The sequence below is a fragment of the Microbacterium sp. genome, assembly GCF_051953575.1.
Lineage (GTDB): Bacteria > Actinomycetota > Actinomycetes > Actinomycetales > Microbacteriaceae > Microbacterium.
Map to the genome: position 1 here is coordinate 12,439 of NZ_JBQCIP010000230.1, position 24,578 is coordinate 37,016.

29 protein-coding genes and 1 pseudogene are annotated in these 24,578 nt (G+C 70.6%); 12 read left to right on the plus strand and 18 right to left on the minus strand.

Translation table 11 applies throughout. The features are described from left to right. Positions 1-11 precede the first annotated feature (11 nt). The 7 genes from ACTHNQ_RS13880 to ACTHNQ_RS13910 all read left to right on the plus strand — a co-directional run bounded on the left by ACTHNQ_RS13880 (position 12) and on the right by ACTHNQ_RS13910 (position 6,652). Positions 12-992 (plus strand): alpha/beta hydrolase, encoded by a 981-nt coding sequence (locus ACTHNQ_RS13880; protein ID WP_440334264.1) that lies wholly within the window; start codon positions 12-14, stop codon positions 990-992. 52 nt (positions 993-1,044) lie between these two features. Next, positions 1,045-2,019, plus strand: a complete 975-nt coding sequence (locus tag ACTHNQ_RS13885; RefSeq protein ID WP_440334265.1) for a hypothetical protein — start codon at positions 1,045-1,047, stop codon at positions 2,017-2,019. 312 nt (positions 2,020-2,331) lie between these two features. Beyond that, a complete protein-coding gene (locus ACTHNQ_RS13890; protein WP_440334266.1) occupies positions 2,332-4,368 on the plus strand; it encodes an ATP-dependent helicase in 2,037 nt (678 codons plus the stop codon). A 175-nt stretch (positions 4,369-4,543) separates the two neighbouring features. Then, positions 4,544-4,981 (plus strand): DUF1622 domain-containing protein, encoded by a 438-nt coding sequence (locus ACTHNQ_RS13895; protein ID WP_018171816.1) that lies wholly within the window; start codon positions 4,544-4,546, stop codon positions 4,979-4,981. Positions 4,982-5,034: 53 nt separating this feature from the next. Further along, positions 5,035-5,718, plus strand: coding sequence for a phosphatase PAP2 family protein (locus ACTHNQ_RS13900; protein ID WP_440334269.1), 684 nt, complete (start codon positions 5,035-5,037; stop codon positions 5,716-5,718). A gap of 118 nt (positions 5,719-5,836) precedes the next feature. Then, the gene (locus ACTHNQ_RS13905; protein WP_440334271.1) at positions 5,837-6,304 is read left to right on the plus strand and encodes a DUF1294 domain-containing protein; all 468 of its coding nucleotides are present in this window, start codon (positions 5,837-5,839) and stop codon (positions 6,302-6,304) included. Between the two features lie 3 nt (positions 6,305-6,307). Further along, on the plus strand, positions 6,308-6,652 hold the full coding sequence (locus ACTHNQ_RS13910; protein ID WP_440334273.1) for a TfoX/Sxy family protein: 345 nt from the start codon (positions 6,308-6,310) through the stop codon (positions 6,650-6,652). Between the two features lie 46 nt (positions 6,653-6,698). On the opposite strand, the gene ACTHNQ_RS13915 is transcribed toward ACTHNQ_RS13910, so the two are convergent. From ACTHNQ_RS13915 to ACTHNQ_RS13930, 4 genes and pseudogenes are all read right to left on the minus strand, one after another. After that, a complete protein-coding gene (locus ACTHNQ_RS13915) occupies positions 6,699-7,439 on the minus strand; it encodes a phosphatase PAP2 family protein (RefSeq protein ID WP_018171820.1) in 741 nt (246 codons plus the stop codon). Positions 7,440-7,550: 111 nt separating this feature from the next. Continuing rightward, positions 7,551-7,988, minus strand: coding sequence for an alternative ribosome rescue aminoacyl-tRNA hydrolase ArfB (gene arfB / locus ACTHNQ_RS13920; protein WP_081634637.1), 438 nt, complete (start codon positions 7,986-7,988; stop codon positions 7,551-7,553). A gap of 35 nt (positions 7,989-8,023) precedes the next feature. Further along, complete coding sequence (locus tag ACTHNQ_RS13925; RefSeq protein ID WP_440334297.1) at positions 8,024-8,479, minus strand: NAD-binding protein; 456 nt, start codon at positions 8,477-8,479, stop codon at positions 8,024-8,026. Between the two features lie 3 nt (positions 8,480-8,482). Beyond that, positions 8,483-8,929 (minus strand): annotated as a pseudogene (locus ACTHNQ_RS13930) (NAD(P)-binding domain-containing protein); the annotation flags it as partial. Positions 8,930-9,029: 100 nt separating this feature from the next. On the opposite strand from ACTHNQ_RS13930, the gene ACTHNQ_RS13935 reads away from it, so the two are divergent. Beyond that, the gene (locus tag ACTHNQ_RS13935) at positions 9,030-9,332 is read left to right on the plus strand and encodes a hypothetical protein (RefSeq protein WP_018171822.1); all 303 of its coding nucleotides are present in this window, start codon (positions 9,030-9,032) and stop codon (positions 9,330-9,332) included. A gap of 19 nt (positions 9,333-9,351) precedes the next feature. Here the strand turns inward: ACTHNQ_RS13935 and ACTHNQ_RS13940 are convergent, their stop codons facing one another. The 3 genes from ACTHNQ_RS13940 to ACTHNQ_RS13950 are packed head-to-tail and all read right to left on the minus strand — an operon-like array spanning position 9,352 to position 10,621. Beyond that, the gene (locus tag ACTHNQ_RS13940) at positions 9,352-9,633 is read right to left on the minus strand and encodes a winged helix-turn-helix transcriptional regulator (RefSeq protein WP_018171823.1); all 282 of its coding nucleotides are present in this window, start codon (positions 9,631-9,633) and stop codon (positions 9,352-9,354) included. Further along, entirely contained in the window at positions 9,630-10,034 is a 405-nt protein-coding gene (locus ACTHNQ_RS13945; protein ID WP_440334276.1) for a VOC family protein, read from the minus strand. The genes ACTHNQ_RS13940 and ACTHNQ_RS13945 overlap by 4 nt, the downstream gene beginning before the upstream one ends. Positions 10,035-10,090: 56 nt before the next feature. Then, positions 10,091-10,621: an SRPBCC domain-containing protein gene (locus tag ACTHNQ_RS13950; protein WP_440334278.1), complete on the minus strand. Its 531-nt coding sequence runs from the start codon at positions 10,619-10,621 to the stop codon at positions 10,091-10,093. Positions 10,622-10,790: 169 nt separating this feature from the next. Between ACTHNQ_RS13950 and ACTHNQ_RS13955 the strand changes: the two genes are divergently transcribed. After that, a complete protein-coding gene (locus tag ACTHNQ_RS13955) occupies positions 10,791-10,931 on the plus strand; it encodes a hypothetical protein (protein ID WP_018171826.1) in 141 nt (46 codons plus the stop codon). Positions 10,932-10,938: 7 nt separating this feature from the next. Here ACTHNQ_RS13955 and map read toward each other — a convergent pair whose 3' ends face one another. Next, positions 10,939-11,712 carry a type I methionyl aminopeptidase gene (gene map, locus ACTHNQ_RS13960; RefSeq protein WP_440334280.1) on the minus strand — a complete coding sequence of 258 codons (774 nt, stop codon included), beginning with the start codon at positions 11,710-11,712 and terminating at the stop codon, positions 10,939-10,941. 48 nt (positions 11,713-11,760) lie between these two features. On the opposite strand from map, the gene ACTHNQ_RS13965 reads away from it, so the two are divergent. Next, a complete protein-coding gene (locus ACTHNQ_RS13965) occupies positions 11,761-12,036 on the plus strand; it encodes a helix-turn-helix transcriptional regulator (protein WP_440334298.1) in 276 nt (91 codons plus the stop codon). 50 nt (positions 12,037-12,086) lie between these two features. Beyond that, the gene (locus tag ACTHNQ_RS13970; protein WP_018171829.1) at positions 12,087-12,611 is read left to right on the plus strand and encodes a DUF1990 family protein; all 525 of its coding nucleotides are present in this window, start codon (positions 12,087-12,089) and stop codon (positions 12,609-12,611) included. On the opposite strand, the gene ACTHNQ_RS13975 is transcribed toward ACTHNQ_RS13970, so the two are convergent. The 8 genes from ACTHNQ_RS13975 to ACTHNQ_RS14010 all read right to left on the minus strand — a co-directional run bounded on the left by ACTHNQ_RS13975 (position 12,589) and on the right by ACTHNQ_RS14010 (position 19,995). Next, positions 12,589-13,005, minus strand: a complete 417-nt coding sequence (locus tag ACTHNQ_RS13975; RefSeq protein WP_440334282.1) for a glyoxalase — start codon at positions 13,003-13,005, stop codon at positions 12,589-12,591. The genes ACTHNQ_RS13970 and ACTHNQ_RS13975 overlap by 23 nt on opposite strands. A gap of 59 nt (positions 13,006-13,064) precedes the next feature. Beyond that, positions 13,065-13,244, minus strand: coding sequence for a hypothetical protein (locus tag ACTHNQ_RS13980; RefSeq protein WP_155911248.1), 180 nt, complete (start codon positions 13,242-13,244; stop codon positions 13,065-13,067). Between the two features lie 47 nt (positions 13,245-13,291). Continuing rightward, positions 13,292-14,425: an FAD binding domain-containing protein gene (locus ACTHNQ_RS13985; RefSeq protein ID WP_440334284.1), complete on the minus strand. Its 1,134-nt coding sequence runs from the start codon at positions 14,423-14,425 to the stop codon at positions 13,292-13,294. 9 nt (positions 14,426-14,434) lie between these two features. Further along, on the minus strand, positions 14,435-16,156 hold the full coding sequence (locus ACTHNQ_RS13990) for an MFS transporter (protein WP_440334286.1): 1,722 nt from the start codon (positions 16,154-16,156) through the stop codon (positions 14,435-14,437). An 18-nt stretch (positions 16,157-16,174) separates the two neighbouring features. Continuing rightward, on the minus strand, positions 16,175-16,891 hold the full coding sequence (locus ACTHNQ_RS13995) for an alpha/beta fold hydrolase (protein WP_440334287.1): 717 nt from the start codon (positions 16,889-16,891) through the stop codon (positions 16,175-16,177). 87 nt (positions 16,892-16,978) lie between these two features. Next, the gene (locus ACTHNQ_RS14000; RefSeq protein ID WP_440334289.1) at positions 16,979-17,854 is read right to left on the minus strand and encodes an alpha/beta fold hydrolase; all 876 of its coding nucleotides are present in this window, start codon (positions 17,852-17,854) and stop codon (positions 16,979-16,981) included. Next, positions 17,851-19,068: a helix-turn-helix domain-containing protein gene (locus ACTHNQ_RS14005; protein ID WP_440334291.1), complete on the minus strand. Its 1,218-nt coding sequence runs from the start codon at positions 19,066-19,068 to the stop codon at positions 17,851-17,853. The genes ACTHNQ_RS14000 and ACTHNQ_RS14005 overlap by 4 nt, the downstream gene beginning before the upstream one ends. 33 nt (positions 19,069-19,101) lie before the next feature. Continuing rightward, positions 19,102-19,995: a helix-turn-helix domain-containing protein gene (locus ACTHNQ_RS14010; protein WP_440334292.1), complete on the minus strand. Its 894-nt coding sequence runs from the start codon at positions 19,993-19,995 to the stop codon at positions 19,102-19,104. 157 nt (positions 19,996-20,152) lie between these two features. On the opposite strand from ACTHNQ_RS14010, the gene ACTHNQ_RS14015 reads away from it, so the two are divergent. Beyond that, a complete protein-coding gene (locus tag ACTHNQ_RS14015; protein ID WP_440334294.1) occupies positions 20,153-23,002 on the plus strand; it encodes an AAA family ATPase in 2,850 nt (949 codons plus the stop codon). A 4-nt stretch (positions 23,003-23,006) separates the two neighbouring features. Here the strand turns inward: ACTHNQ_RS14015 and ACTHNQ_RS14020 are convergent, their stop codons facing one another. Continuing rightward, on the minus strand, positions 23,007-24,209 hold the full coding sequence (locus tag ACTHNQ_RS14020) for an MFS transporter (protein ID WP_440334295.1): 1,203 nt from the start codon (positions 24,207-24,209) through the stop codon (positions 23,007-23,009). 33 nt (positions 24,210-24,242) lie between these two features. Further along, positions 24,243-24,560 (minus strand): cupin domain-containing protein, encoded by a 318-nt coding sequence (locus tag ACTHNQ_RS14025; RefSeq protein WP_440334296.1) that lies wholly within the window; start codon positions 24,558-24,560, stop codon positions 24,243-24,245. Positions 24,561-24,578: the final 18 nt, after the last annotated feature.

Genomic DNA, 24,578 nt, shown 5'->3' on the forward strand with positions numbered 1-24,578 from the left:
AGGAGTTCCCCATGACCGACACCGCCCAATTGCGCCGGCCGCCGTTCGATCCCGAGCTCGCGGCAGCGCTCAGCGCCATCGACTCGTCGCTGCCGCCGACGCTCACGCCCGACATGATCCCGGCGCTGCGCTCGATGGTGATCCCGGGGCTCCCGTCGGCGGCAGAGGCGCTCGCTCATGCGGGCCTCGTGGCGCACGACGTCACGATCCCGGGGTACGGGGGCGACGAGATCGTCGTCAGCGTCATCCAGTCGAAGGATCGCCCTGAGACGGCCACGGGTCCGGGCTTCTTCTTCACGCACGGCGGCGGCATGATCATCGGCGACCGCTGGACGGGCGTCATCGCGCTGACGGACTGGCTCCACCGCTACGACGGCGTGGCCGTGACCGTCGAGTACCGGCTCGCGCCGGAGTTTCCCGACCCGGTGCCCGTGGAGGACTGCTACGCGGGGCTGCTGTGGACCGCGGCGAACGCCGCCGACCTCGGCATCGACCTCGACCGTCTGCTCATCGCCGGGGGGAGCGCGGGGGGCGGGCTCGCCGCCGGTGTGGCGCTCCTCGCCCGCGACCGCCGGGGGCCGCGGCTGGCCGGTCAGCTCCTCATGTATCCGATGCTCGACGACCGCGACCAGACGACGTCGACCCTTCAGATCGACGGCGTGGGCGTGTGGGACCGCGGCAGCAACGTCACGGGATGGTCGGCGCTGCTCGGCGACCGCCGCGGCACCGACGACGTGTCGATCTACGCCGCCCCCTCGCGCGCCACCGATCTGAGCGACCTGCCCCCCGCCTTCATCGACTGCGGCAGCGCGGAGGTGTTCCGCGACGAGGACGTCGCCTACGCCGGCGCGATCTGGGCTGCGGGCGGCGAGGCGGAGCTTCACGTCTGGCCCGGCGGCTTCCACGCGTTCGAGGGTCTCGTCCCCCAGGCGGCACTCTCCCGCGAGATGGTCGCGGCGCGCGACAACTGGGTCCGCCGCATCCTGGGCTGATCCGCCGACGCCCGGCGCGTTCTACGATGAAGCCCAGAGCGTTGGAGCACACATGCAGGAACTCGCCGGGCGTCTGACCTCCCTCGATTCCGAGGCCAGCGAGTCGCTCAAGGTCATCTCGTACTTCGACTCCCTGGTCGCCGGCGGCGCGGGTCTCGAGGCCGTCGTGCGCGCTGCCGCGATCCTCAGCGGCGTCGCGGCGGGCGCTGCGCCGTCCTCACGAGCATTGCGGGTGGATGCCGCCGGCCACCGCAGCGACGTCGGCGCCGAGTCGATCGGCGACTGGCCCTCGTCCCGAGTGGGCGGACCCTTGGTCTGGATCGAACGGAAAGGCGCGGCTCACGCGAACGACGCCATGATCCTGGATCGGCTGTCACTGGCCGTCGCGATCATCGCCGCGCGCCGGACGATGCCCGAGGCCGGTGCGGTCGAGGTCGCCCTCGATCCGGCCCGGTCGCCCGACGAACGAGCCGCCGCCGTGGCGCGGCTGCGGCTCGGCACCGAGCCGATCCGCGTGGTCGCGCTGCCCGAGACAGCTGGGGCGCCCCCGGCCGGACCGTCCGCCGTCATCGCGGGACCGCGCGGGCTCGTGCGCGTGGTGCTCTCGTCCTCGTCGGCGGACGAGCTCTCGGGGCCGGCGGGTCACGCCGTCGCCGCGACCGCTGCCGATCTCCCTCGGGCAGGGGCCGATGCGCGCATCGCGCTGCTCCTCAGCGACGGGCGGCACCCGGTGATGTGCGCCGACGACCTCGGTGCGCTCATCGCGCTCGCACGGTCGTTCGATCCGGCGCAGCCGCGGCATCCCGACGTCGATGCTCTGCTCGCTCTGGACGAACGCACCCGGGACCTCCTCGACGCGCTCGTCGAGGCCGACAGCGTCCGATCCGCGGCATCGGACCTCGGTCTTCACCACAGCACCGTGCAGGCCCGCCGCGAATCCCTCACGCGACAGCTCGGCTACGACCCGCGCTCCCCGCTCGGACGCCCGCGATACGAGGCCGCGCGGATCCTCAGCCGCCTGGCGTGACGCGCCGGGGGTTAGCGTCCAAAACGCGTGGATGGGGTTCGGATCCTGCCGCGTGATTCCGGGGTGAGCCGAGGCTGACTATGGTCCGCAACGCTCAGGCGTGTTTGACAATAGATCGACGGCATGCTGGGAGTCTGGGGCGGTGTCGCGGTTTCAGAGCCTCTCGGATCCTCTGTGATCGCGACGGTCCCGCTCCCGAGCATTGCCCGCATGAGGATCCCCCGAAGGGCCGGAGCCGCAGCGTCCATGTACGGCTCAGCTTGATCGGGAGGAGCCGCTTGAGCCTCTCTCCGAGCTCGCCATGACGGCTGGATGTCCGGGGGTCTGGTTACCGTGGCCTGCGTGGCAGTTGGTGATGCGCTTGCGGGGCTGGATGCGGCACAGCTTGAGGCCGTCGAACACGGCGACAGCCCGCTCGTTGTTGCGGCGGGTGCCGGGACCGGAAAGACGCGGGTGCTCACTGCACGGGTCGCTCGGTTGCTGGAGTCGGGAGTGCCGCCTGAGCGGATCCTGCTGCTGACATTCACGCGCCGCGCGGCATCAGCGATGCTCACTCGGGCAGCGGTCATGTGCGGCGACGCACAGGCTGCCCAGCGGATCGCAGGCGGCACGTTCCATGCCGTGGCGCACCGCATCGTCGCCGAGCACGCACAGCACCTGGGACTGCAGGACGTGACAGTCATCGATCCCGACGACGTCATCGACCTGATCGACCTGCTGCGCGCCGAGCACGGTCTCGACGGCACCGAGGTGCGGCTCCCCACGACACGCACCATCGCGGACATCGCGTCGCGTGCGATCAATACCGGGACCCCGGCCCGAGCTGTCATCGAAGAGCAGTTCCCCTGGGTGCTGGAGCATGCCGACCCGGTCACCGCACTGTTGCGCCACTACCGCGACCGCAAACGCGAGCGCGGCCTGCTCGACCTGGACGATCTGCTCATCGCCTGGCGGGCGCTGGTCACTGACCCGGACGTCGGAGCGCGGCTTCGGTCGCGCTGGGACTGGGTGCTGGTCGACGAGTATCAAGACGTCAACCAGCTTCAGGTCGACATCGTGCGCGGGCTCAGCCCCGACGGGCGCGGGCTCACCGTCGTCGGCGACGACGCGCAGGCGATCTACGCGTTCCGAGGGGCGAGTGCCGGGCACCTACTAGATCTCATCGAGGCATACCCTGACGCCACGCTCGTGCGACTGGAACGCAACTTCCGTTCCACACAACCGATCCTTGACCTCGCGAACGAGGTGCGCCCTGGGGAGCTGAAGCTGCGGCTGGTCGCCGACCGTCCCCAGCAGGGCGGCCGGCCGACGCTGGTCACCTGCCGCAATGCCGACGACGAGGCTCGCACGATCGCCGACCGCATCCTGGCCGCACACGTGGATGGCACGCCGCTGCGGTCGCAGGCCGTCCTGATGCGGACGGGAACCCACAGCGCGCAGCTGGAGGTCGAGCTCAAGGTGCGGGGGATCCCGTTCCACAAGTTCGGCGGCATCGGATACCTGGAGACGTCGCATGTGCGCGACCTGCTGGCCAGCTTCCGGGTCGTGCTCAACCCGGCAGATGAGGTGTCCTGGTACCGCCTGCTCACCCGGCACCGCGCGATCGGCAAGGCCAGCGCGCGCACGCTCGCCGCGATCCTTGCGGACGGGGGTGTCGACCGTGCCGCCGACGCAGTGGCGGCGGCACCGGCGAAGGCGCGCACCGGGCTCGCGTCGACCCTGTCACTGCTCGGCGCCGTCGACGACACGACCGCCGTGCCGGAGCTGGTGGAGGCATGCCGGGGCGCGGTGGATCCGCTGCTGCGCGCGCATTACCCGGATTGGAACCGGCGGGTCACCGAAGTCGACGGCATCGCGCAGGCCGCCGCGGCGCAGAGCGATCTACGCACTTTCGTCAGCGAGCAGGCCATCGACCCGGTGAACGTCGCCGGCGATTGGGCGAAGCAGCCGCATCTCGATGAGGATTGGCTGACTCTGTCCACGATCCACTCCGCCAAGGGATTGGAATGGGACGCGGTGCATCTGATGCGGGCGAATGACGGCGCGATGCCCTCGGACATGGCGCTCACCTCGTCTGCCGGCCTTGCCGAGGAGCAGCGACTCTTCTATGTTGCGCTCACCCGCGCACGCGACACGCTCGACGTCTACGTGCCCTCACAGCTGCCCACCCACCCCACCGCGTTCCTCGCCAAGCACGTCGCTGCCAAACCCAGCAGGTTCCTCACCGAGCCTGCATGCGCTCTCGTGGAGTCGGTCAGCACCGCTGCCTTGATCCCAGCACCCACGGTCAAGACGGCCGTCGCGGTGCCGCGCGTGCGCACCGACGCGTTCGACGACCTGTTCGCCTGACCGCCATCAGGTGGTCCCGGCGCGAGCGGCCCCGAAAGGGGTCTTGCTCAGCTTGCATGGAGGCGCCTACGACGGGGGAGCCGTAGGTGAGCCGGTATGCCATGTGCCGGGCATTGCCGGAGCACCGCGTGCGCGTCGCCTAGCCACGCGCAGCCCCGGCCCCTACGCTGAGCCCGTGGATTTCGAGTCGGTCTTCACTGCTGTCGCCATCGGGTTCGAGGTGATCGGCGCTGTCGTCATGGTCGCCGGGTTCCTCTTCGCGGTCGTGCTCGGCATCCGTTCCCTCCTGCGCGGCGAGGGCGGCCACGCCGCCTACACGGCCCTGCGCACGACCCTCGGCGCGGCGATCCTGCTCGGACTCGAGGTTCTCGTCGCCGCGGATCTCGTGCGCACGATCACCTCCAAGCCCTCGCTGGAGGATGCCCTCATCCTGGGGATCATCGTGATCATCCGGACGATCCTCTCGATCTCCATCCAGATCGAGATCGACGGGGTCGCCCCGTGGCGTCGTGCGCTGCTGACGAGCGGCGGTCAGCTGCTCGGCCAGGCCGCGGCGAAGGATCGCGCAGCCTCGGCTCGGGCAGCGGCTTCGCCCTCAGAAGGCGCTCAGTAGCCCCATCGCTCGTCAGCCCGGTGTCCCTCCCGTTGAAGCACTACCATGCGGGGATGCCGCTGCTCCGAACCATCGTCCTGCCGGCGCTCGGCGCGATCGCGGTGTTGACCGCCGCTGGACGGGTGATCCGGATCCTCGGCGGCGACGACCCGCGCGAAGACCACGCCGTGCGTGCCCTGCAGGACGTGTTCGGCCACCGGCCGGGAGACGACGGCGCCCCAGGCCCCGATGACCCGCGCGGGCCGCGCGAACCGCTCGACCCACTCGACCCAGTCACCGCGCCGCTCTCGTGGTACTCCGGCGTGCCGCAGACCATCGGGAACGCGGCTGTGTGGTGCGGCGTCGTCTGGTTGCTGACACGCGACCGTCGCTCAGCGATAGCCCCTGCTGCGGTGCTCGCTCTCGAGACCGCGTGCTTCATCGCATCCGCAGCACTTGTGGGGCGACCGCGACCCGCGAGGGTGTGGCGCCCCGAGCAGCCGCACGCGACGTCGTCTTTTCCGTCCGGCCACACGGCAGCGGCCTTCGCGCTCCACGGCACCCTCGCCGATCTGCTCGATCACCACGGCATTCGTGGCGGCCGGTTCTTCGGCCCGCTCCTTCGGTACGGCATCCCAGGAGCGATCGCATTCTCACGCGTCTATCGCGGCCAGCACCACATCTCGGACACGATCGCGGGCGCAATGCTGGGGCGGTTGAGTGTCGCGGTGGTGCAGCGAGCGCTGGTCGCGTCCTAGGCGGGCGGACTCACGGCCGCAATGAACGAACGATGCACAAGGTGTTCCCGCGTCCGCACGTGCCGAGTCAGGTCGGCAGGCGAGTCGTGAGTCGGCCGGTCTCCCTAGAATCGAGCACGTGAGCACCGGCCCAGGCAGATCGACACGTCTCGACGTCGGTGATCGTCCCCGCGACATGTCGAAGCCGCTTCCGTCAGCGCTGAGCTGGACGGTCCTCTGTGTCTTCGTGGCAGCGTTCGCGGTTGCGTACTTTGCGGCCGACCTTCCGCTGTGGATCCCTGCGCTCTACCTCGTGATGAGCGGCGTTGGCTTCGCCGCCTACGGTGTCGACAAGTCGGCGGCGAAAGCAGGTCGTCGGCGCGTTTCGGAGCAGACGCTCCTCGCTGTCGGCGTCCTTGGCGGCTGGCCGGGGGCGCTCGTCGCACAGCAGGTGTTCCGGCACAAGACGCGCAAGCGCTCCTTCCGGCGCATGTTCTGGTTCACGGTCCTCATCAACGTCGCTGTCTTCGCCGGGTTCGTCTACGTCGCGGTGACCACGCCCGGGCTGCTCGACCTGCCATTCCTCAGCGCACTCGTAAAGGGGTGACCGATGCCGATGAGTGAAGCGCAGCAGGAGTTGACCGACCGCACCCGTGCGCTCCTGGCCGACGAAGCAGACCTCACCGAGAAGGCGATGTTCGGCAGTCACGCGTTTCTCCTCGACGACCGGATCGTCGTCGCGGTGATGCGGGATGCGCAACTGCTGGTGAGAGTCAGCATCGAGGATGCCGCGACCCTGACGCTCGAGGCTGGTGCGGCCCCTGCGGTCATGGGCCCGAACCGGCGCGAGATGGGACCCGGCTGGCTGCTCGTCACGCCTGACACCCTGGCAGACGACGAGCGACTCCTGTTCTGGATCGACGCGGCGAGAGAGTTCAACCGATTCGACCGCTGACGGCCTCCGCTTCACCCCGCTGTCCCCGGCGATGACGCCAGGGTGCTCACCCTGACGCGGGTGGCGCGTTCTCGGCGGCGGGTGCGGGCGGAGGAACCTTGACCCAGATCGGCGGATGCGGGGTGCGCTGCTCGCGGTAGAGCACGTAGGCGAATGGTGCCCAGATGATGACGGCGACGCCGACACCGATGAGCATTCCGCCGACGGTGTCAGATATCCAGTGCGCGCCGAGGTACGTGCGGCTGAGCATCATGAGGAGCGTGTAGGCGGCCCCTACGATCCACACCCACGTGCGCCAGAAGATGATTCCGAGTGTTGTCGCGATGACTGCGGCATTCGCGCTGTGGCCGGACGGGAACGAGCCGAAGTCGGACACCACGAGAATGTCGGTCGGTCGGGGACGACCCACGAGATTCTTGATGACGAAGACGATCAGCTCGCTCGCGACTGTGGCGCAGACGAAATAGAGAGCACCCCATGGCCTTCGCCAGAGCAGCAGCCCGCCGATGATGGCGAGGGGAACGATGGCGATCCCGCTGATACCGCCGCCGATCCAGTTGAAGACCAGGGCGGGGACGGTGAAGATCGGGGCCCGCGCCTCGACCAACTCGGACATCCACTCGACTTCGAACCCGAAGGGCTTATCGGCCTGACGGTAGAAGATCAGTGCCCCCAGGAGCACGACCAGAAGCAGCGCGGCGGCCGCCGACACCACCCACCACAAGCGAGCGATCCGCACCGGTGCGGGACCTGCGCCGTGGACCAGCTCCGAGACTTCGTCGTCCATCACTCGATCGTACGTTCGCATCCGCGCAGATCGGCGAGGGAAACGCGCCCTGATGCAGCGGTGGACGTGACGCCGGCCCGCGATCGTGCCCCGTCTGAAGAACGCATCAGGTCAATCGTGCGGTGGTCGACGGAGCCGTTTCACGTCGGTGCGATGCTTCTTGGCCGCCAGGCGTCGTTCCTTCGCCCCTCGGCCAGGTGTGGTGGGTCGACGCGTCGGCGGGGGAGGGCGGAGCGCGTCAGCGACGACGGTGGAGAGCCGCTCGCGTGCGGCATCCCGGTTGCGTCGTTGCTCGCGGTGTTCGGATGCCGCGATCGTCAGCACTCCTCCCACCAGCCGGCCGCTCAGGTTTGCGAGGAGCCGCTCCCGCTGATGAGGCGAGAGGGCGGCCGATCGTGCGGCATCCCACACGAGTTCGGCTCGGGAGTCGGCGGTGTTCACACCTTGCCCGCCCGGGCCTGAGGAGCGTGAGAACCGCCACGACAGCTCGGACTCGGGGATGGTGACCCCGGCGTTGATGCGAAGTCCGGGGCGATGGGCGGCCGGCATGAGTCCATCATCCCTCTGCGGCGTCCAACCGACCTTCACTCTTCATGGAGTCTCTCGAGCGCCAGCGCGCCACCCGAACGCTCCTCGAGGAGCTTGGCGGCGAGCATCTCTCCCGCCACCGGACCGTACGTTGCGAGTGCGTCTTCGTGAACTCGCGCAACGAGCGAAGAGAGTTCGAACGGCACCGAGAGCTCGGCGGCCATCTCTCTCACGGTGGCGAGCTGCTCCACCACGCGGTCGATGCCGAACGCGCCCATGTAGTCGCCGCGCAGCACCGTCCCGTAGTCCCTCTCCAGCAGTCGGCTGGATCCGGAGCGGGCGGCGAGCAGCTCCTGTAGCCGGGTGGGCTCGATGCCCGTCGCGCGTCCGAGCAGCATGGCTTCGGTCACGGCTACGACCTGCCCGAACCACAGCAGATTCGACAGCAGTTTGACGGTCTGTGCTTCGGCAGGGTCGGTTCCGATCACCTCCACGCCGCCCGGAGTGGCCACCAGCTCCAACAGCGGCGTGACGCGCTCGACGTCCTCGGTCGCGCCGGCGACGGTGAAGCGCAGCGCGCGGGCGTGCGCTGCGGCCGGGCCGCCCGCCATCGGTGCTGCCACCGATGCGACCCCGGCTTGCCGCATCCGTTCCACAAGACGCCGCGTGACTCGGGGATCGCCCGTCGACAGGTCGACCCAGACGGTGTCAGGGCTGAGCCGGTCCGCGAGGGCGGCGTCCATGACCGCCGCAGTCTCTGCAGGACCGGGCAGCACGGTGATCACCACCTCGGAGCCGGTTATGACCTCTCCCACTGATCGCGCCACCGGGATCCCGCCCGCTGCGGCCGAGTCCGACCTGCGGCGATCGATGTCGAAGGCCAGGACCTCATGCGGCCCCGCAAGCGCTGTGGTCACGGGCGCGCCCATCGCGCCGACCCCTACCACTCCGATTCTCACCTGAGCAGTATGGCGGGTCCCGGCGTGCGCGCCGCGCTGTCAAGCCCCTACGCATCCGCAGTCCAGGAATCGGATGCTGGTGAGCAAAGCCAGGAGGTCCGAAATGACGAACCAGCAGCCATCTTCCTTCGAGTCCCGCGACGACGACGAAACCTACGAAGGTCCCGACATCGAGATGCCGGTGGGCGAGGAGTCGAGCCTCGGCGACACCGCTGACGACCTCAACGACAGCGCCGACTCCTACGTCAGCCCCGACCGCACCGGGTCGGACGACTCAGGTGAACACGAGCGCGACGGCCTCGGCCAGGACGGGACCATCCCTGACGACCCCGACGGCCCCGCCGCCGGATACACCGGCGAGCCCTCCACCTTCGAGCCGGAGGAAGACAGCTCGTCCGAGAGATGACGCGGCTGTTCCGAAGCGCCTAGGTGTGGTCGGCACCCCATCGCGACAGTGCGTCGATCGCGTCACGCAGTGCGAGTCCGCGCTCGGTCAGCGCGTACGCGCGGGTGTTGTGATGGAGTGGCAGACGGTACAGGACCCCGGCCGCTTCGAGTTCACGCAGCCGCGTCGCGAGCATGTTCGTCCCGGCACCGAGTTCGCGCTGCAGGTCCCCGTAGCGTTGCGGGCCCTCGAGCAACTGCTCCACGATGAGGAGCGCCCAGCGCGCGCCGAGGACGTCGAGAGCGGCAGCGAGGTCGCTCACGCCGCGGGTTCGGAGTCCGGCTTCATCCAGAACGGCGAGTAGTGGTACCCGTCAGGGTCGTCGAACTGGCGCTGGTACATGAAGGGGTAGTCGTCGGTGTCGCCGACCCGGCCGCCCGCAGCGCTCGCACGCTCGACGAGCTGGTCGACCGCCTCGCGGCTGCCGAGGTCGAACGAGACGGTGACCTTCGAGGGCGTGTCGGGGCCGCCGATCAACGGCTCGACGCCGCCGACGCTCGCGTACATCTCGCGGCTGCCGAGCATGACGTACTGCTCGGGAGCGATCGCGAAGCACGACACGTTGTGATCCGACATCTCGGCGTTGAGTGTCCAGCCGAGAGCCGTGTAGAAGGCGGTCGCGCGTTCGACGCTCTCGACCGGGCATGTGATGAAGAGGCTCATGAGGCTCATACTTCCAAAATGGAAGTGCCCGCGTCAAGCCCCCATCGGCTTGCTCATCAGTCGCCGCTGCTGAGGGCTGCCGGGATCCCGTTCAGGCGGAGGGCGGTGCCGGTGCGGAGGTGGGGGAGGTCTGCGCTCCCGTCACCCGTGCGGGCGAGGAAGGCGACCTGCTCCGTCCAGAACAGGGTGCTTCCGCCGTCAGCCGCGTCCTCGAAGGTGACGGTTGCCAGCGATGCCCACCGGGTCACGTCGTTGACGATCGCTTCGTACACGAACACGATCCGGCGGTCGACGACGATGTCGAGGTAACGGGAGCGGTTGCGCAGTTCTTCGCTCAGGCCGCCCGGCACGACGAAAGTGCTGACGGCCTCCTCGCCGCCCCCGACGCGGAAGTCGTGCTCGTAGGTTGCTCCCGAGCCCGGGATGCGGAACCAGCGCCGGCGGATGCGCTCGTCCGCAAACGACGCGAAGACCCTCGATCGGTCCTCCTCGAACCCTCGCGTGACGGTGAACGTCTCGTGCCGGACGTCTGAAGCCGGCTGGACGGCCGACTGCTCGGAAGCGTTCGATGCGCGCTCATCGGTCATTGCGACCTTCTCCTTCGATTTCCCCTCGATGGTCTCTGTTCGCAACGCCAGGGGGTCCACTTCGCTTCCGCCGTTGCGCGAACGCCGCCCCCGCGGCGCCGGCGTGCCGACGGCCTCCGGTGCCCGGGATCCGGCCGTTCCTCCGTGTGGCGACTCTAGGCTGGGGGCCGTGACCAACCGCCCCGCAGACCCGATGGCGTGCCCGACGTGCGGCGATCCGCTGCGCTTCGAGATCCTCGACGACGAGCGGTTCCTCGTCGCGTGGTCATGCGTGAACTGCGGGCTCGTACGCACGACGGAGCCGACATAGAGGGCACTCACTGACGCGGCAAGGTCAGGATCTCGGCGCCGTCGTCGGTGATCGCGATCGTGTGCTCGCTGTGGGCGGTGCGGCAGCCGGTGGCGCTGCGGAGCGTCCAGCCGTCGGCATCCACGATCAATCGGTTGGTGTCGGTCATCGCCCAGGGTTCCAGCGCGAGCAGCAGTCCGGGCCGCAGCGCGTACCCGCGGCCCGGGCGGCCGGCGTTGGCGACGTGCGGATCCTGGTGCATCGACGAGCCGATGCCGTGGCCGCCGAACTCCAGGTTGACGGAGTACCCGGCCTCGGTGAGCGTCGTGCCGATCGCGTGCGAGAGGTCACCGATGCGCGCGCCGGGACGGGCGGCGGCGATCGCGGCATCCAGTGCCGACTCGGTCGCCGCGATCAGCGCCGCGCTCTCGGCCGGGCGCGCGTCGCCGACGAGAAAGCTGATCGCGGAGTCAGCGGCGATGCCTCCGGTCGAGACGGCGAGGTCGAGCGTGAGCAGGTCGCCGTCGGCGAGCCTGTAGTCGCGCGGGCGCCCGTGCAGGACGGCGTCGTTCACCGAGGTGCAGATGTAGTGGGCGAAGGGGCCGCGTCCGAACGACGGGGCGTAGTCGACGTAGCACGACGTGGCGCCGGCATCCTCGATCATCGCCCTGGTCCAGGCGTCGATCTCGAGGAGGTTCGTGCCCACGCGCACGCGATCCCGGAGGGTGGCGAGGATGTCGCCGACGAGTGCGCCGCTGATGCGCGCCCGGGCGAGCTGACTAGGGGATAGGATCTCAATCATCCAATAACAATACCGGTACTGTTCGCCCGGTATTACTATCGGACCATGATGGTTCGGATGCCGCACACCCCCGAAGAGGTCGAGCGCGGGCAGCGGCTCGGCGCTGCGCTGCGTGAAGCACGCGGCCGTCGTTCCATGCTCGACGTCGCGCTGGAAGCCGGTGTCTCGCCCGAGACGCTGCGCAAGATCGAGTCCGGGCGTGTGCCGGCGCCCGCCTTCCCGACGATCGCCGTGATCGCGTCGGCGCTGGGGATGTCGCTGGATGCCGTCTGGGCCGAGGTCAACCGCGACGCGACGACGCCATCGGATCAGCTCGCGTCGTAGCTCGCGCGGCTGTCGCGTGCCACGATCACGACGTGACGAGTGGTGAGCGGATGACGCTGACGCATCCCTCCCATGCCGTTTGGAACGAGCCGAGCCCCGGATTCAGACGCTGGGAGAAGAGCGCTGTTCTCGGCGCGGGAGACAGCCTGTGGGAGTGGGTGGCCGCCGAGGTGATGCGATGGGGCGTGAAGACGCGCAGCGGCTTCTCGATCAGCCCCGCGGGCCTCGTCAGCGTCGGCAGCCAGCCGGTCATCCTCGCCCATCCCTTCGGACTCTCGATCAGAGAACCGGTCGAGGTCGTCGACGTCGTCCAGATGCCCGATCGCGTCGGCTTTGCATACCGGACGCTGCCAGGTCACCCCGTCTCGGGCGAAGAGGCGTTCATCGTGCACCGATCAGGTGACGACGTGATCCTGACCATCCGTTCACTGACGCAGCCCGGCCTCCAGGTGCGCTGGCGGCTGGTGTATCCGGTGCTTCTGCTCGCACAGGCGGTGGCGCGGCGCCGTTATCTCCGCGCGCTCCGCCTTCGCGCCGATCACGTCGCCGGCATCAGCCGTCGTGCAGCTCTTTGAAGTACGACAGGCCCACCAGCATCCCCTCAGGGCTGAGCAGCCGAGCGGTCGTCTGGCCCCACGGCTCGACGTGGGTGGCCACGAGGATCTCGTGACCGGCTGCCCGCAGCTCGCGCTCGCCGTCGGCGACCGCGTCGGGTGACGCGAGTTCGAACTCGAGCCATGCCTGGGGCGTGGGGAGGTGCGCGGGCCAGTCAGCCGTGCCGAACGTCGACTCGGCGGCATCCGTCAACCGCCAGAGCGCGAACGCCTTGACTCCGCCGAGAGCGTTCGTGTGGAGATATCCGGGAGGCGATTCCTCGAGGGGGAGCCCGAGGTCGTCCCGGTAGAAGGCCTGGGAGGCGGCGTCGTCGCGAACGATGGGGCCGAAGCCGGCCACGAACTGTACGTCCATGCGCTCACCGTAGGGGAGTGTCCCGACGCCGGCCGACCGGCCCGGATGACGGCAGGCTCTCAGAAGTCGGTGCGGCGCTCCTCGTCGATGTCGAGTGCGGTTCGGTCGGCCGCCCAGGCCGCGAGCGCCGAATCGAGCTGGCGCCGAAGCCACTCGGGCGTCTGCGCCTCGGGCGCAGTCGCGGCGAGTTGCTGAATGCGCTCGTCGACGGTTCCGACGAGATCGGGGTGCGTAGCCATGTTCTTCTCCTTCGTGGGTCGGACGAGGTGCAGCTGTGCCGTGGTGCTCACCGTAGGGGCAGGGCATCGCCGAGGGCCACACCGTAGCGCGCGATGTCTCGGGCGATCGGCAGCCGGGCGCTGTTGTAGGCGCGCAACGAGTCCTCGATGCTGAAGTCCTGCAGAAGTGCGGCGAGATCGAGGGCATCGCCCGCGGCCTTCGCGGCGCCCATCGCCGTGTGCGGGCGGACGACCGCCGCGGCGTCGCCCAGGAGGAGGGCGTGCCCGCGCGTGAGGCGGGGCGCCACATAGTCCAGGACGCCTTGAAGGAACGGTCGTGATTCGAGGCCCACGACCGCGGCGAACGCGGGCGGCAGCTGATCGAGCGCCTGCTCGACGAGCGAAGCAGCGGCGTCCGGCGGCGTCTGGCCCGGGCCGAGCGAGGTCGAGTCCGACGACCTGCCGGCCGCCTGCATCAGCGTGGACAGGGCGTCGCTGTCCAGGCGCCGGTACCAGACCCAGTTGTAGCGACGGGAACCGGGTGCCGTCTCTCCGTCCGGACCGGGGATCAGGTAGCCCAGCGCGTGCTCGCCGGGACCGGTGTAGAACGCCATCCGACCGAAGAGGACGGCGGCGACGTCCGCGGTGACGACCGACTCCGGAATGAGCCCCCGCCAGATCGCGTAGCCGACGTACCTGTTGTCGGCATGCTCAGGGGCGACGGCACGTCGTACCCGCGACTGCGCTCCGTCTGCGCCGATGAGCAGGCCGGCGTCGTGGTCGCCCTGCGCCGTGCGGAACCTCACCCGGTCGCCGTCGAGCCGCACATCGTCCACGGCTGCGCCCAGGTGATAGCGGTCGTCGGGCACCGCCGAGCGCAGGGCGTCGTACAGGCGGTCCCACGACAGCTGGGTCTGCGTGGCCTGCTGGCGATACTGCACCCCTCCGGCGCGGTCCAGCGTGATGCGCTCCGTCGAGGTCACCCCGGGAACGGCGGAGTCCGACAGTCCCGCGGCCGCAAGAGCCGTGAAGATCTCGTTCTGCGCGACCAGCCCCGCGCCTCGGGTGCGCAGGCCCCGGGCGGACTCCTCGAAGACGTCGACACGATGCCCGTTCCGGTGCAGCAGCGCGGCGGCGAACAGGCCCCCGAGGGATCCGCCGGCGACGGCGACATCGTGCGTGGAGGGGCGCAGTGCGGTCATGTGCCCACGCTATGCACCCTCCACCTGGGGGCCCTGCGACGATTGTCGGACGCTCCCGCGACCGCTGTCCAGCGCGTGGGGTCGCGCAGCGGTGCGGGGGAGCGCGAGATCGACGCAGTGCTCCACGGCGGGCTCCTGAGTGCTGAGCGCGGCCGCCCGCTGCAGCAGCTCGGCATCCCACTCGGTGTGGCGGTGGCGCAGCTGCTCGATGTGCTCCCGCCAGCTGCCGACCGTGTACATCTCGACGATCTCGGCGGCCGCCTCCGCCGTCTCGTACAGGTGCCAGGTGCGCGCCCCCGTGCGGTAGCGGCTCTGGGCGAGCATCCCCATCACGTCGAGGAACGCTGCTCGATCCTGCGGTCGCACGACGTAGCGGACGATGACGAGAGCACGTCGCTCGTCCGTCGCGCGTCCCGACGGGGTGCCGTCGTCTGCGGGGGCGGTGCCGTCGTCGACGGGCACGATGCGGCGCCCGATGCCCCGCGGCACCCTGACGGGCAGCACCAGCTGCACGGCGGCCAGCGCGAGGATGAGGCACCCCGCCGCGACGACGACCGTCTCTGCGCCGACGAGAGTCGCTGCGGCGCCGGCTGCAGCGGATCCCACGGCCGTGCCGCCGAAGAGGGCGAGCTGATAGATCGACAGGCCGCGCGTGCGCACCCACACCGGGAGGAATCCCTGCACCACGCCGTTGACGGTGGCGATGACGCCGATCCACCCCATCCCGGCGGCCACCATCGCGGCGCCGACGGCCCACGGGCTGCCGGGCAGGAGGATCAGGCAGAGTGCGCCGCCGAAGGCGGCCATCGACACGATGAGCACGACGTTGACGTCCAGCCGCGCGCGGGCGAACGGCAGGATCACGGCGCCGATGATCGATCCGATCCCGAGGGCGGCGAGCAGCAGGCCATAGCCGGCGGCGCCCAGCCCGAAGGACGCCTGCGCGAGGATCGGCAGCAGCGCCCACAGGGCGTTCGCCGGGACCAGGAAGAGGAGGAGTCGCGAGAAGAGCGACCTGACGACGCGTGCGTGGCGGACATATCGCACGCCGGCGCGGGTGGCGTCGATGAACGGCTCGGGATGCGACGGGGGAGCGACATAGCCTCGCCACAGCAGGAGGGCCGCGAGGTAGACCAGGAAGGAGAGCGCGTTCGCGGCGAACACGGCGGTGACCCCGAGCTGGGCGATGAGCAGCCCCGCCGCCGCGGGTCCGACGGCGCGAGCGACGTTGACGCTCACCGACGTCAAGGATGCGGCATCCGGGATCAGGCGCGGGGGCACGACATCGGAGGTGATCGCCTGGGCGGCGGGCAGCTGCACGGCGGCCGCCGCACCCAGGACGAAGGTCAGCGTCAGCAGCGTCGCCGAGCCGAGGTCGCCTGTCGCAGAGAGCACGACGAGCACGCCCGACGCGGCCAGCTGCAACACCTGCGTGACGACGAGGATGGTCCGCCGGTTGAGGAACTCGCCGAGGACGCCGGCAGGCAGCGCGAGAAGCAGCACCGGCGCGGCGGAGGCCGTCTGCACGAGGGCGACGACGACGGCGCTGCTGCCGCCGTCGACGAGCTGCCATTGCGCCCCGACGCTCTGCATCCAGCTGCCCACGTTGCTGATGAGGCCCGCGATCCACAGCAGCCGGAAGGCGGGCACGGCGAGGGCGGCGAACGTGCCCCCGCGGGCGGCGGCTCGATCGTCAGGGGCCGCCGGCTGGGGGAGGGATGCCGCGGTCATCAGGGCTCCTCGCGAGGATCAGCGGACGGCGCGCACGGCGTCCAGGATGAGCCGCGCGACATCGCCCGGGTGGGTGTGGGTGACCAGATGGGGAGCCGGGATGTCGCGGATCTCGCGCGCCTGCGCCCGCTCCAGCCCGAACCGGACGGCATCCGGGTTGACGACGTGATCCGCGGTGGCGACGACTCCCCACGTCGGCAGCGATCTCCACGCCGCGGCGGAGGCCCGCTCGGCCAGGACGCCGGCGTCGATCGGGCGCTGGGTGACCGCGAGCACCGCAGCCTCGTCGGAGGGGATGCCGAGGGCGGCCACGAACGGGAACTCGTCCACGGCGATGCTGACCTCTTGTCGCGTCGCTCCGTCCGGCGACGGGTACGTGTCGCACTCGAGGAAGCGGGCGGCATCCGCCTCGGGGAATCGGCGGTGCAGGTCCTCCGGGCTCTCGCCCACATCGAGGACGTACCCCGCGACGACGACGAGGCCGCGGACGTTGTCGGCGGTACCGGCGACCCCGGCGACCGTCGCCCCGTACGAGTGCCCGACCAGCAGGACGGGTCCATCGACGCGCTCGACGAAGGCGCGCACGTACGCGGCATCGTCGCCGAGCCCGCGGTTCGAGATCGCCGGAACCCGCACGTCCAGCCCGGCGCCCAGCAGCCGCATCGCCACGGGGGACCAGCTGGCCCCCTCGGCGAACGCGCCGTGCACCAGCACGACGGTGGGATTCTCAGACATTGGACGCTCCCTCTCGCCGGGTCGTCCGGCCACGCTCACAAGCTAGGTCGCACAGGCGCCGCCACGCTCCGACGGGTTGTTGCCTCTTCACTCGACTGGTGTCGAATGCCCCGCGTCATCGACCGTCCGCAGGAACGCGTCCACGACCCGGTTGAACGCGGCGGGATTCTGCAGGAAGGGGAAGTGCGAGCTGGCGACCTCGCGGGGGAAGATGTGCACGTTCGCCCCGGGGATGCGGGATGCCACCTCCCGCTGGGACTCCGGCGACACGTGACTTCCGTCGCAGCCGATCACCAGGGTCGGCGCGTCGATGTGCGGCAGGATGCTGCGCCAGTCCTGGGCGCCGTGGTCGAAGAGCAGGGGAGCTGCGATGCGACGCGGCGTCTTCGCCACCTCGCCGATGACGAACTCCCACAGGTCGTCGTCGACCGCGCCTGTGAACATGCCGCGGACGAAGGCTCGGACGGCGGCGTCGCCGTCGTCTCCCGCGATGGCCGCTGCGAGCGCCGCCAGCCCCTCCGCGGGCAGGATCGCCCCGGCCGCGGCACGCTCGGCCGGTGACATCCACGCCTGGGCGACGACGGCGGACGGCTGGTCGACGAAGGTCAGGCTGCGGACCCGGGCGGAGCCGAACAGCTCCAGGTGCGACCAGATGACCGATGCTCCCATCGACCAGCCCAGCAGGTCGGCCTGCGGCGCGCCGACATCGTCCAGGACGTCGCGGAGGTCTGCGGCGAGCCGTGCCACACGGAGGCCTGACATCGGCTTCGCCGACTCGCCGTGCCCGCGCATGTCGAAGCTGATCACCCGTCGTGGCCTGAGCCCCTCCAGCTGGTGGCGGAACATCGCCTTCGACTGCGACCAGCCGTGGAGCAGGATCAGCGGGACGCCCTGCCCGCCGTTGTCGTGGAGGTCGAGCGCGACGCCGTCAGAGGTGAGGACGGTGCGGGTGGTCGGCGTCATCGGATGTGACCGGCGTTCTCCCAGTAGGCGGCGAGCTTGAGCCCCAGGTGAAGGGCGCTGCGCTGCATCCCGTCGTCGAGGGCGTCGCGCACCAGCTGCGGCATGTTCTCGAGGCGGTAGTACAGCGTGGTGCGGTGGATGTGGAGCACGTCGCACACCTTGCGGATCTGGTGGGCGTTGTCGAGCAGGGCCTCGACGGTCTGGCGCCGGAGCGGGTCGGGATCGTGGACGAGGGCGAAGGCGGCCGGCGAGTACCACTTCAGGCGGTTCGGGTCTGCGACGACGTCCGCGAGCAGCAGCCACGGCCCGGCATCCTCGGCGCGCAGGCTGGGGCCGAGCTCGGGGACCAGCTCGGCCACCGCGGCCGTGGCCAGCGCGCGGTCGACCACCGGCTGCAGGTCGTGGTCGGTCTCGGACAGTGCGGCCGATCCGATGCCGCGAACGCGCACCCCCGCCCGCTCCGCCTCGGCGAGCACCGAGGAGCGGGCGCGGTCGGCGTCGTCGGCGCGACCGAGGAAGACGAGCGCTGCGCCGATCTCGCCGAGGAAGGCCATCGTCGCGCGGGCCGCATCGTCCAGCGCCCGGCCCAGTGAGGCGCGCTGCACGAGTCCGGTGTCGTGACCGATGGCGACGGCGCGCACCACGGTGCTCTCGCCGCGGACCACGCCGTGGGCGCGCACGGCGGCGCTGAGGGCGTCGCGGCGTGTGAGGGGATCGCTCGACAGGAGGGACCGCATGACCCGGTCGCGTGCGCTCATGGCATGCGGGTCGGATCGTGTCGACAGTGCGTCGCGCGCGACGTCCACCGCGGCGTCGATGGCCCGGTAGTCGTCCTCCCGCAGCGGCGGCAGGCCCCCGGTTATGAGCCACAGGAACCCCAGCAGCTCGTCATCCGAGCGGATCGGCACCGCCAGCCGCTCGTGGGCGCCGAACTCGCTCAGGTCCACCGTCTGCGGGCGCCGTGCCCGGGGCAGCTGAAGGCGCTCCAGGTACTCGCGTTCGCGGGGCGGGGTGATCCGTCGGAGCAGTGCCCGGGCGCGAAGCTCGTCGATCTCGTCACCCTGGGCGCTGGCGACGACGGGACGGTACAGCGTGTCGTTGATGACGACCGAGCGCCCGAGCGTCTCGGCGAGCTCATCGACGAGGTCCTGCAGGTCGGTGCGTCGCCCGATGCTCGCAAGAGACTGGAGCTGCGCGTGCTGCTGCCGTGACATGGATACCCCCGGTCGCGTTCGTCGCAGACGACGCTACGGGCCGGGGGCGGACGGCTGGGAGGCCGAGGTTGTACCCCCCTCCGACGCCGCGGGCGCTGCGGGAGCGGCGTCGGTCGCCGATGCGCCGGCCAGGTTCGCGGCGAGGCGGGCGAACACCGCCTCGGTCACCGTCCCGGGCGGAGCCGACAGGACGGTCAGCTGGTGGCCGGCCATGCTGCGCACCTCGAAGTTCTGGGCGTCGATCGGCATCCTCCCGGCGCCTTCCATGTCGATGTGGAAGGTGGCGTCCTCGGGACCCGACACGTCGTGACGCTCCCAGATCCGTACGAAGTCGGCGTCGGATGAGAGCTCGTCGAGGAGTTCCCGCAGGCGCGGCGAGCGCGGGTGCGCATCGCGTCGGAGCGTGGCGACGGCGGAGCGGGTCATCGCCTCCCACTCGACCAGGGACGCCTTCATCCGCGGGTTGAACAGGCCCACGACCTGGTTGCTGCCCGCCGACAGGCCGCCGAAGCCGAAGACCGTCGCGAGAGGATTGGCGGCGATGATGTCGCGGTACGGGTCGGAGATGTACGCGGGTGTGTGCGTCCATCGAGCCAGGATCCGGGCGACCCGCTCGGCCGAATCCGCGGCGGGTGCCTCCGGCACGTACGGTCGTTCCGACGCGATGCGGAACATATAGGACGTCGATGTGGCGTCCAGCCGCAGTGCGCCGGCCAACGCGTGCAGCACCTGTTCGGACGGGCGCGGCACGCGGCCCTGTTCGATGCGCAGGTAGTACTCGGCGCTGATGCCCGCGAGCTCGGCGACTTCGCGCCGCCGAAGACCGGCGACCCGCCGGCCGGGTTGGCGGACGAGTCCGACGTCCTCCGGCTGGACCACGCTCCGACGTGCGCGGACGAAGCGGCCGAGATCAAGGCGGGCGTTCATGGGGGTCCTTCTCCTGCAGTGACGGACGACGCTCGGTACGGTACGTCGACCGCCGAGCCCGGCACATCACCCATCCTCCCCTGCGACATCCCCCACCGTGACCGCACGAACCGGCGATGAGCCCGGACGCCGTCGGCGGACTTGCGATAATCGGGGAATGTCCGACCACCCCGCCGGCAATATCGAGGTGTCTGATCGCGTGTACCTGGCCGGTGGTCACAGCGGCGTGGAGACCCCGCTGCGCGGGCGAGCGGACGTCACCGCCGCGGTCTTCGCCGAAGTGCTGTCGGCCGTCACGGGGACGGGGCGCCCGGTGCTCCTGCGCGGCGGCCCGGGGATGGGCAAGACACGGCTGCTCGCAGAAGTCCTCTCCTTCGCGGACGGTCGTCACTGGCGGACGCTCACCGTCACGCCCGACGTCGATTCGAGCGCCGTCCCGCTCGGAGCCCTGGTCGACGCGGCGCGTCGTTCCCAGCCGCCGATCATCACCGACGCCGATCTGAAGCCGGTGCTCTCCGGCTCGGAGCCCCAGTACTGGGTCACCCGGGTCCTCGCAGACGCCCTCGAGCGGGCGGCGACGGATGCCGGCGGCGCCGTGGTCATCGTGGACGATCTGCAGTGGCTGGACGTCGCATCCCTCACCGTGCTTCTGACGCTGGCCGGCGCGACGGAGGACCAGCCGATCGCGTGGGTGTTCGCGACGCGACCGGGACGCTACCGGCCGGCGCATACGCGCGTGGTGAGCCGATTGACAGCCGCCGGCCTGCCGCTGGATCTTCCTGCCCTGGATCCGGGGGCGGTGCGAGAGATCGCGGCCGATATCGCCGGCGGCCGGCCCGGGCCGAAGCTCGAAGAGGCCCTCAGCCACACCGCGAGCATCCCTCTCCTCGTCGTCGAGCTCGTGCGGGGCCTGCGTGAGGAGAACCTCCTGCGCACGGACGGGGGAGTGGTGGATGCCGTGGGCCCGGGTGTGCCGGCGCGCTTCGGGGCGTCGTCGCGCGAGCGCATCGACCATCTGTCGGCCGGTGCGCTGCACCTCGTCCAGGTGGCGAGCCTGTTCGGCCGGACCTTCGACGTGCGTCTCGTCCTCGACGCGGCGGGCAGAACGGCGGCGGATTCGGCTGCGGCGTTCCACGAGCTCCTGACCGGAGACTTCCTCGTGGCGGACGGCGACGCCATGTCGTTCGTGCACGACACGGTCCGCGAAGCCGCGGAGGCCTCGATCCCGACGCCGTTGCGCAAGCCCATGCTGCGCGATGTCATCCGCCTCCGTCTTGCGGCGGGCGAGCCGGCATCCGCTGTCGCCGCAGCCCTCACCGAGATCGCCGATCCCGGCGACAGCGACTCGTTCGACCTGATCCGACGGGCGGCAGAGCAGCTCGCGGCATCCGACAGCGCCCAGGCCGCAGACCTCGCCGAAGCCGCGCTGAATCTCGCCCGGCACGTCCCGCGCCTGGCGCAGGACGCCGCCGAACTGCTTCCCTACCTGTGGGCCGACGGACGCCACGCCGAGGCGGACGCCGCCGCCGCGGAACTCGCTCCCTACCTCTCGCCGCAGGCCAGGGCCCGATCGCTGCTGGCGATCGCCCGTCGGCAGACGGAGTCCTCTTTCGACCAGGCGATCGCGACCTGCGATGCCGCGCTGGCCATGGCCGGTGTCGAGCGCTCCACACGTGCGGAGCTGTTGGCGGTCCGGGCCCTCAACTGCGCGAACAAGGCCGACTTCGTCGAGCTCGTCCGCACGCTGGCGCTCGCGCGCGAGGTCGCGGACCCCGAGGTCGACCACCTCGCGCTGGCGACCGTGGACGCGACCGACAGCGTCTACGCCTTCAACAGCGGGCGATTCGACGACGCGGTGCGCCTCATCGAGGCGGCGACCGAGCGTGCGTCCAGCGCGGGCCTCGATCCTGCCAGGTGGGTTCCCGAGGGACTGTGGGCCGCGTTCCTGTACAACTCGATGGGCGCTGCGGACTACGCGCTGACACTCGTGGATGCCGGTCTGAGCGCCGTGCGCAGGGCTCGGGCGGTCGTCGCCGAGGCGTACTGGATGATGATCCGGGCCCGGGTGCTCTACGACCTCGGCCGCCTCGACGAGGCCCGGCTGCAGGCAGAAGCCGTGCTCGCGCTCGCCGAAGAGCTCGGCCTCGGGGATTTCGCGAACGCGACCGCCGGCATCGTCCTGTTCCGGGTGTCGCTGCACACCGGCGACGGGCAGGCGCGTGCGCGCTCCCTCCCCATCGTCGTCGAGCTGGCCGCCGGCCCCGGGGTCACGAAGGCGGGGCGGTGGATGCTCGCCCTGGATGCCATCGACCGCGGTCGATGGGCGGACGCGGTCGATCTCGCCGAGCTGGCCCGGGCGTCGCTGGACGAGCCCGTCCCCGCCATGACCACGCCCTCGGACTTCTCCGACGACCTCACCCTGCTCGACCTCGCTCTGCGCACCGACGACGCCGCGACCGCCGCCGCGGTGATCTCCCGGGCGCAGACGCGCCATCGGCAGAACCCGTCCAGCCCGTTCAGCGAGGCGATCGCGCTGGCCGTGCGCGGCCGGGCGCAGGCGGACCGCGAAGCGATCGCACGCGCAGCGGTCATCCTCCGCGGCCTGCCTCGTCCACTCGTGCTCGCGCGGGTGCTGGAGCAGTGCGACCTGGTCGACGGCGACGACGAGCACGCGGTCGCCTTCCTCGAAGAGGCCCTCTCGGTCTACGAGTCCCACGGCGCGGTTCGCGATGCCAGCCGCGTGCTGCAGGCGCTCCGCGCGCGCGGCGTGCGGCGCCGGCCTCGCGCCCACGGCGGCCCTCAGCTGCTGTCGGCCCGCGAACAGCAGGTGCTGGAGCACCTGATGGCCGGCGCGACGACGCAGCAGGTCGCGGACGCGCTGTTCATGTCACCGCACACCGTCGTCTCGCACATCCGGCACATCTACGCGAAGGCCGGAGTGAACTCGCGAGCCGGCCTGCGGGAATGGGATGCGAGACGCCGCTCCCGTTCTGCACCCGCGCCGTGATCGCTCACGGCGCCAGGCGTCGCATCCGCAGCGCCGCGGTCACGGTGACGACCGCGACGGCGACGGCGAAGACCAGCAGGACGACGATCTGCGAGAACACGGTCAGCGCCGTGCCGATCGCCAGCGCGGGAAGCGCGAGGCCGCAGTAGGCCACCAGGAACACCGCCGCGAGGGTCTCGCCGCGACGACCGGGTTCGGCCACCTCGGACGCGGTCGCCAGCGCGCACTTGAACAGCGCGCCCACGCCCGCGCCGGCGATCAGACCGCCGAGCAGGAACACCGGGTACGACGGCACCAGGGCGCCGATCGCGATGACCGTGAGTCCGGCACCGCAGGCGATGGCGGCGAACAGCAGCTGTGACCGCCGGCGCACCCGGGCCAAGAGGATCTGGGCCGTAGCCGCCGACCCGAACACGACGAAGACCGTCAGCCCCGCCGTGAGATGGTCGCGCTCGTCGAACGTCCCGATCAGGATGCTGGGGGCCAGGGCGGTGAACAGCCCGAAGAGGGCGAACCCGGCGAAGGCGGCGAAGCTCGCCGCGACGAAGGCGCCTCGGGACGACGCCGGGACGGCGATGTTCTGGGGGCGGTACCGCCGTGGCGTGGGCGTGACCGTCTCAGGGACGAGCGCCACGGCGATCGCCAGGCAGATGAGCACGATCGCGAAGACGGTGTGCGGCAGGCGCAGGGGGTCGGGCAGGTACTCGGCGAACAGGCCGCCGATCACGGGCCCCAGCGCTAGACCGCCCAGGTTCGCGCCGCCGGCGACGGATGCCGCCACGATCGCGTTCTCGTCGGGCCGCGCCCGCGCGCGCAGCTCGCCGAGATGCGCCGTGGCCGTGGCCGTGAGGATGCCGATGCTCACCCCGTTGACGACGCGGGCGACCAGCAGGCCCGCGACGTCGGTGAAGACCATGAACAGCACCGCCGAGAGCGCCGAGACGAGGATCGCGATCACCAGCATGCGGCGGCGTCCCATCCAGTCGCTGACGTGCCCGAGCAGGAACAGGCTCGCGACGACGCCGACCGCGTAGGCGGCGAAGACGACGGTCACCACCGCGACCGGGAAGCCGTCCAGCTGCTGGTAGAGCGGATACAAGGGCGTCGGGACCGTCGAGTACGCCATCACCAGGAGGAAGGCGACCGCCACGACCCAGAACGGGGCCGTGTGCCGCTGCCGGTCGATCACGGGGGAGGTGTCTGTCATCGTCTGCTCTCTCCGGTCGGTACGACGCCGCGCTCAGCGCAGCGGCGTGATGCCCTGCGCCGTACGGGGGAAGCTCGCGAGCACCGACGGGTCGATGTTCAGGTGGGCCGACACGAGCTGCGGCGGCACGTGCGCCAGCCAGTTCGCGAGCGAGATCTCTTCGTACCTGTCGGTGCGGAACACCTCGAGGAACTGGAGCACGTCGTCGCCGGTGTTCTCGATGTAGTGCCCGAAGTTCTTGCGGACCACCCCCACGTCGCCGGGGCGGAAGTCGGTCGTGTTGGCATGGGGGCCGGTTGTTGCGCCGCCCGTTGCCTTAGCCGAGCGAACTGACGACCTCGCGATAGGCATTTTCGGGGAAGGCCTTCA

Bases quoted from the DNA above. Each gene is read 5' to 3' on its own strand.
- ACTHNQ_RS13970 (WP_018171829.1), top strand. From the start codon at position 12,087: ATGACGCTGACGCATCCCTCCCATGCCGTTTGGAACGAGCCGAGCCCC.
- ACTHNQ_RS13880 (WP_440334264.1), top strand. From the start codon at position 12: ATGACCGACACCGCCCAATTGCGCCGGCCGCCGTTCGATCCCGAGCTC.
- ACTHNQ_RS14005 (WP_440334291.1), bottom strand. From the start codon at position 19,068: ATGTCACGGCAGCAGCACGCGCAGCTCCAGTCTCTTGCGAGCATCGGG.
- ACTHNQ_RS14010 (WP_440334292.1), bottom strand. From the start codon at position 19,995: ATGAACGCCCGCCTTGATCTCGGCCGCTTCGTCCGCGCACGTCGGAGC.
- ACTHNQ_RS13885 (WP_440334265.1), top strand. From the start codon at position 1,045: ATGCAGGAACTCGCCGGGCGTCTGACCTCCCTCGATTCCGAGGCCAGC.
- map (WP_440334280.1), bottom strand. From the start codon at position 11,712: ATGATTGAGATCCTATCCCCTAGTCAGCTCGCCCGGGCGCGCATCAGC.
- ACTHNQ_RS13995 (WP_440334287.1), bottom strand. From the start codon at position 16,891: ATGTCTGAGAATCCCACCGTCGTGCTGGTGCACGGCGCGTTCGCCGAG.
- ACTHNQ_RS13945 (WP_440334276.1), bottom strand. From the start codon at position 10,034: ATGAGCCTCTTCATCACATGCCCGGTCGAGAGCGTCGAACGCGCGACC.
- ACTHNQ_RS14015 (WP_440334294.1), top strand. From the start codon at position 20,153: ATGTCCGACCACCCCGCCGGCAATATCGAGGTGTCTGATCGCGTGTAC.
- ACTHNQ_RS13910 (WP_440334273.1), top strand. From the start codon at position 6,308: ATGCCGATGAGTGAAGCGCAGCAGGAGTTGACCGACCGCACCCGTGCG.
- ACTHNQ_RS13975 (WP_440334282.1), bottom strand. From the start codon at position 13,005: ATGGACGTACAGTTCGTGGCCGGCTTCGGCCCCATCGTTCGCGACGAC.
- ACTHNQ_RS14000 (WP_440334289.1), bottom strand. From the start codon at position 17,854: ATGACGCCGACCACCCGCACCGTCCTCACCTCTGACGGCGTCGCGCTC.
- ACTHNQ_RS14020 (WP_440334295.1), bottom strand. From the start codon at position 24,209: ATGACAGACACCTCCCCCGTGATCGACCGGCAGCGGCACACGGCCCCG.
- ACTHNQ_RS13915 (WP_018171820.1), bottom strand. From the start codon at position 7,439: ATGGACGACGAAGTCTCGGAGCTGGTCCACGGCGCAGGTCCCGCACCG.
- ACTHNQ_RS13990 (WP_440334286.1), bottom strand. From the start codon at position 16,156: ATGACCGCGGCATCCCTCCCCCAGCCGGCGGCCCCTGACGATCGAGCC.
- ACTHNQ_RS13890 (WP_440334266.1), top strand. From the start codon at position 2,332: ATGTCCGGGGGTCTGGTTACCGTGGCCTGCGTGGCAGTTGGTGATGCG.
- ACTHNQ_RS13965 (WP_440334298.1), top strand. From the start codon at position 11,761: ATGGTTCGGATGCCGCACACCCCCGAAGAGGTCGAGCGCGGGCAGCGG.
- ACTHNQ_RS13980 (WP_155911248.1), bottom strand. From the start codon at position 13,244: ATGGCTACGCACCCCGATCTCGTCGGAACCGTCGACGAGCGCATTCAG.
- ACTHNQ_RS13950 (WP_440334278.1), bottom strand. From the start codon at position 10,621: ATGACCGATGAGCGCGCATCGAACGCTTCCGAGCAGTCGGCCGTCCAG.
- ACTHNQ_RS14025 (WP_440334296.1), bottom strand. From the start codon at position 24,560: ATGCCTATCGCGAGGTCGTCAGTTCGCTCGGCTAAGGCAACGGGCGGC.
- ACTHNQ_RS13985 (WP_440334284.1), bottom strand. From the start codon at position 14,425: ATGACCGCACTGCGCCCCTCCACGCACGATGTCGCCGTCGCCGGCGGA.
- ACTHNQ_RS13900 (WP_440334269.1), top strand. From the start codon at position 5,035: ATGCCGCTGCTCCGAACCATCGTCCTGCCGGCGCTCGGCGCGATCGCG.
- arfB (WP_081634637.1), bottom strand. From the start codon at position 7,988: ATGCCGGCCGCCCATCGCCCCGGACTTCGCATCAACGCCGGGGTCACC.
- ACTHNQ_RS13935 (WP_018171822.1), top strand. From the start codon at position 9,030: ATGACGAACCAGCAGCCATCTTCCTTCGAGTCCCGCGACGACGACGAA.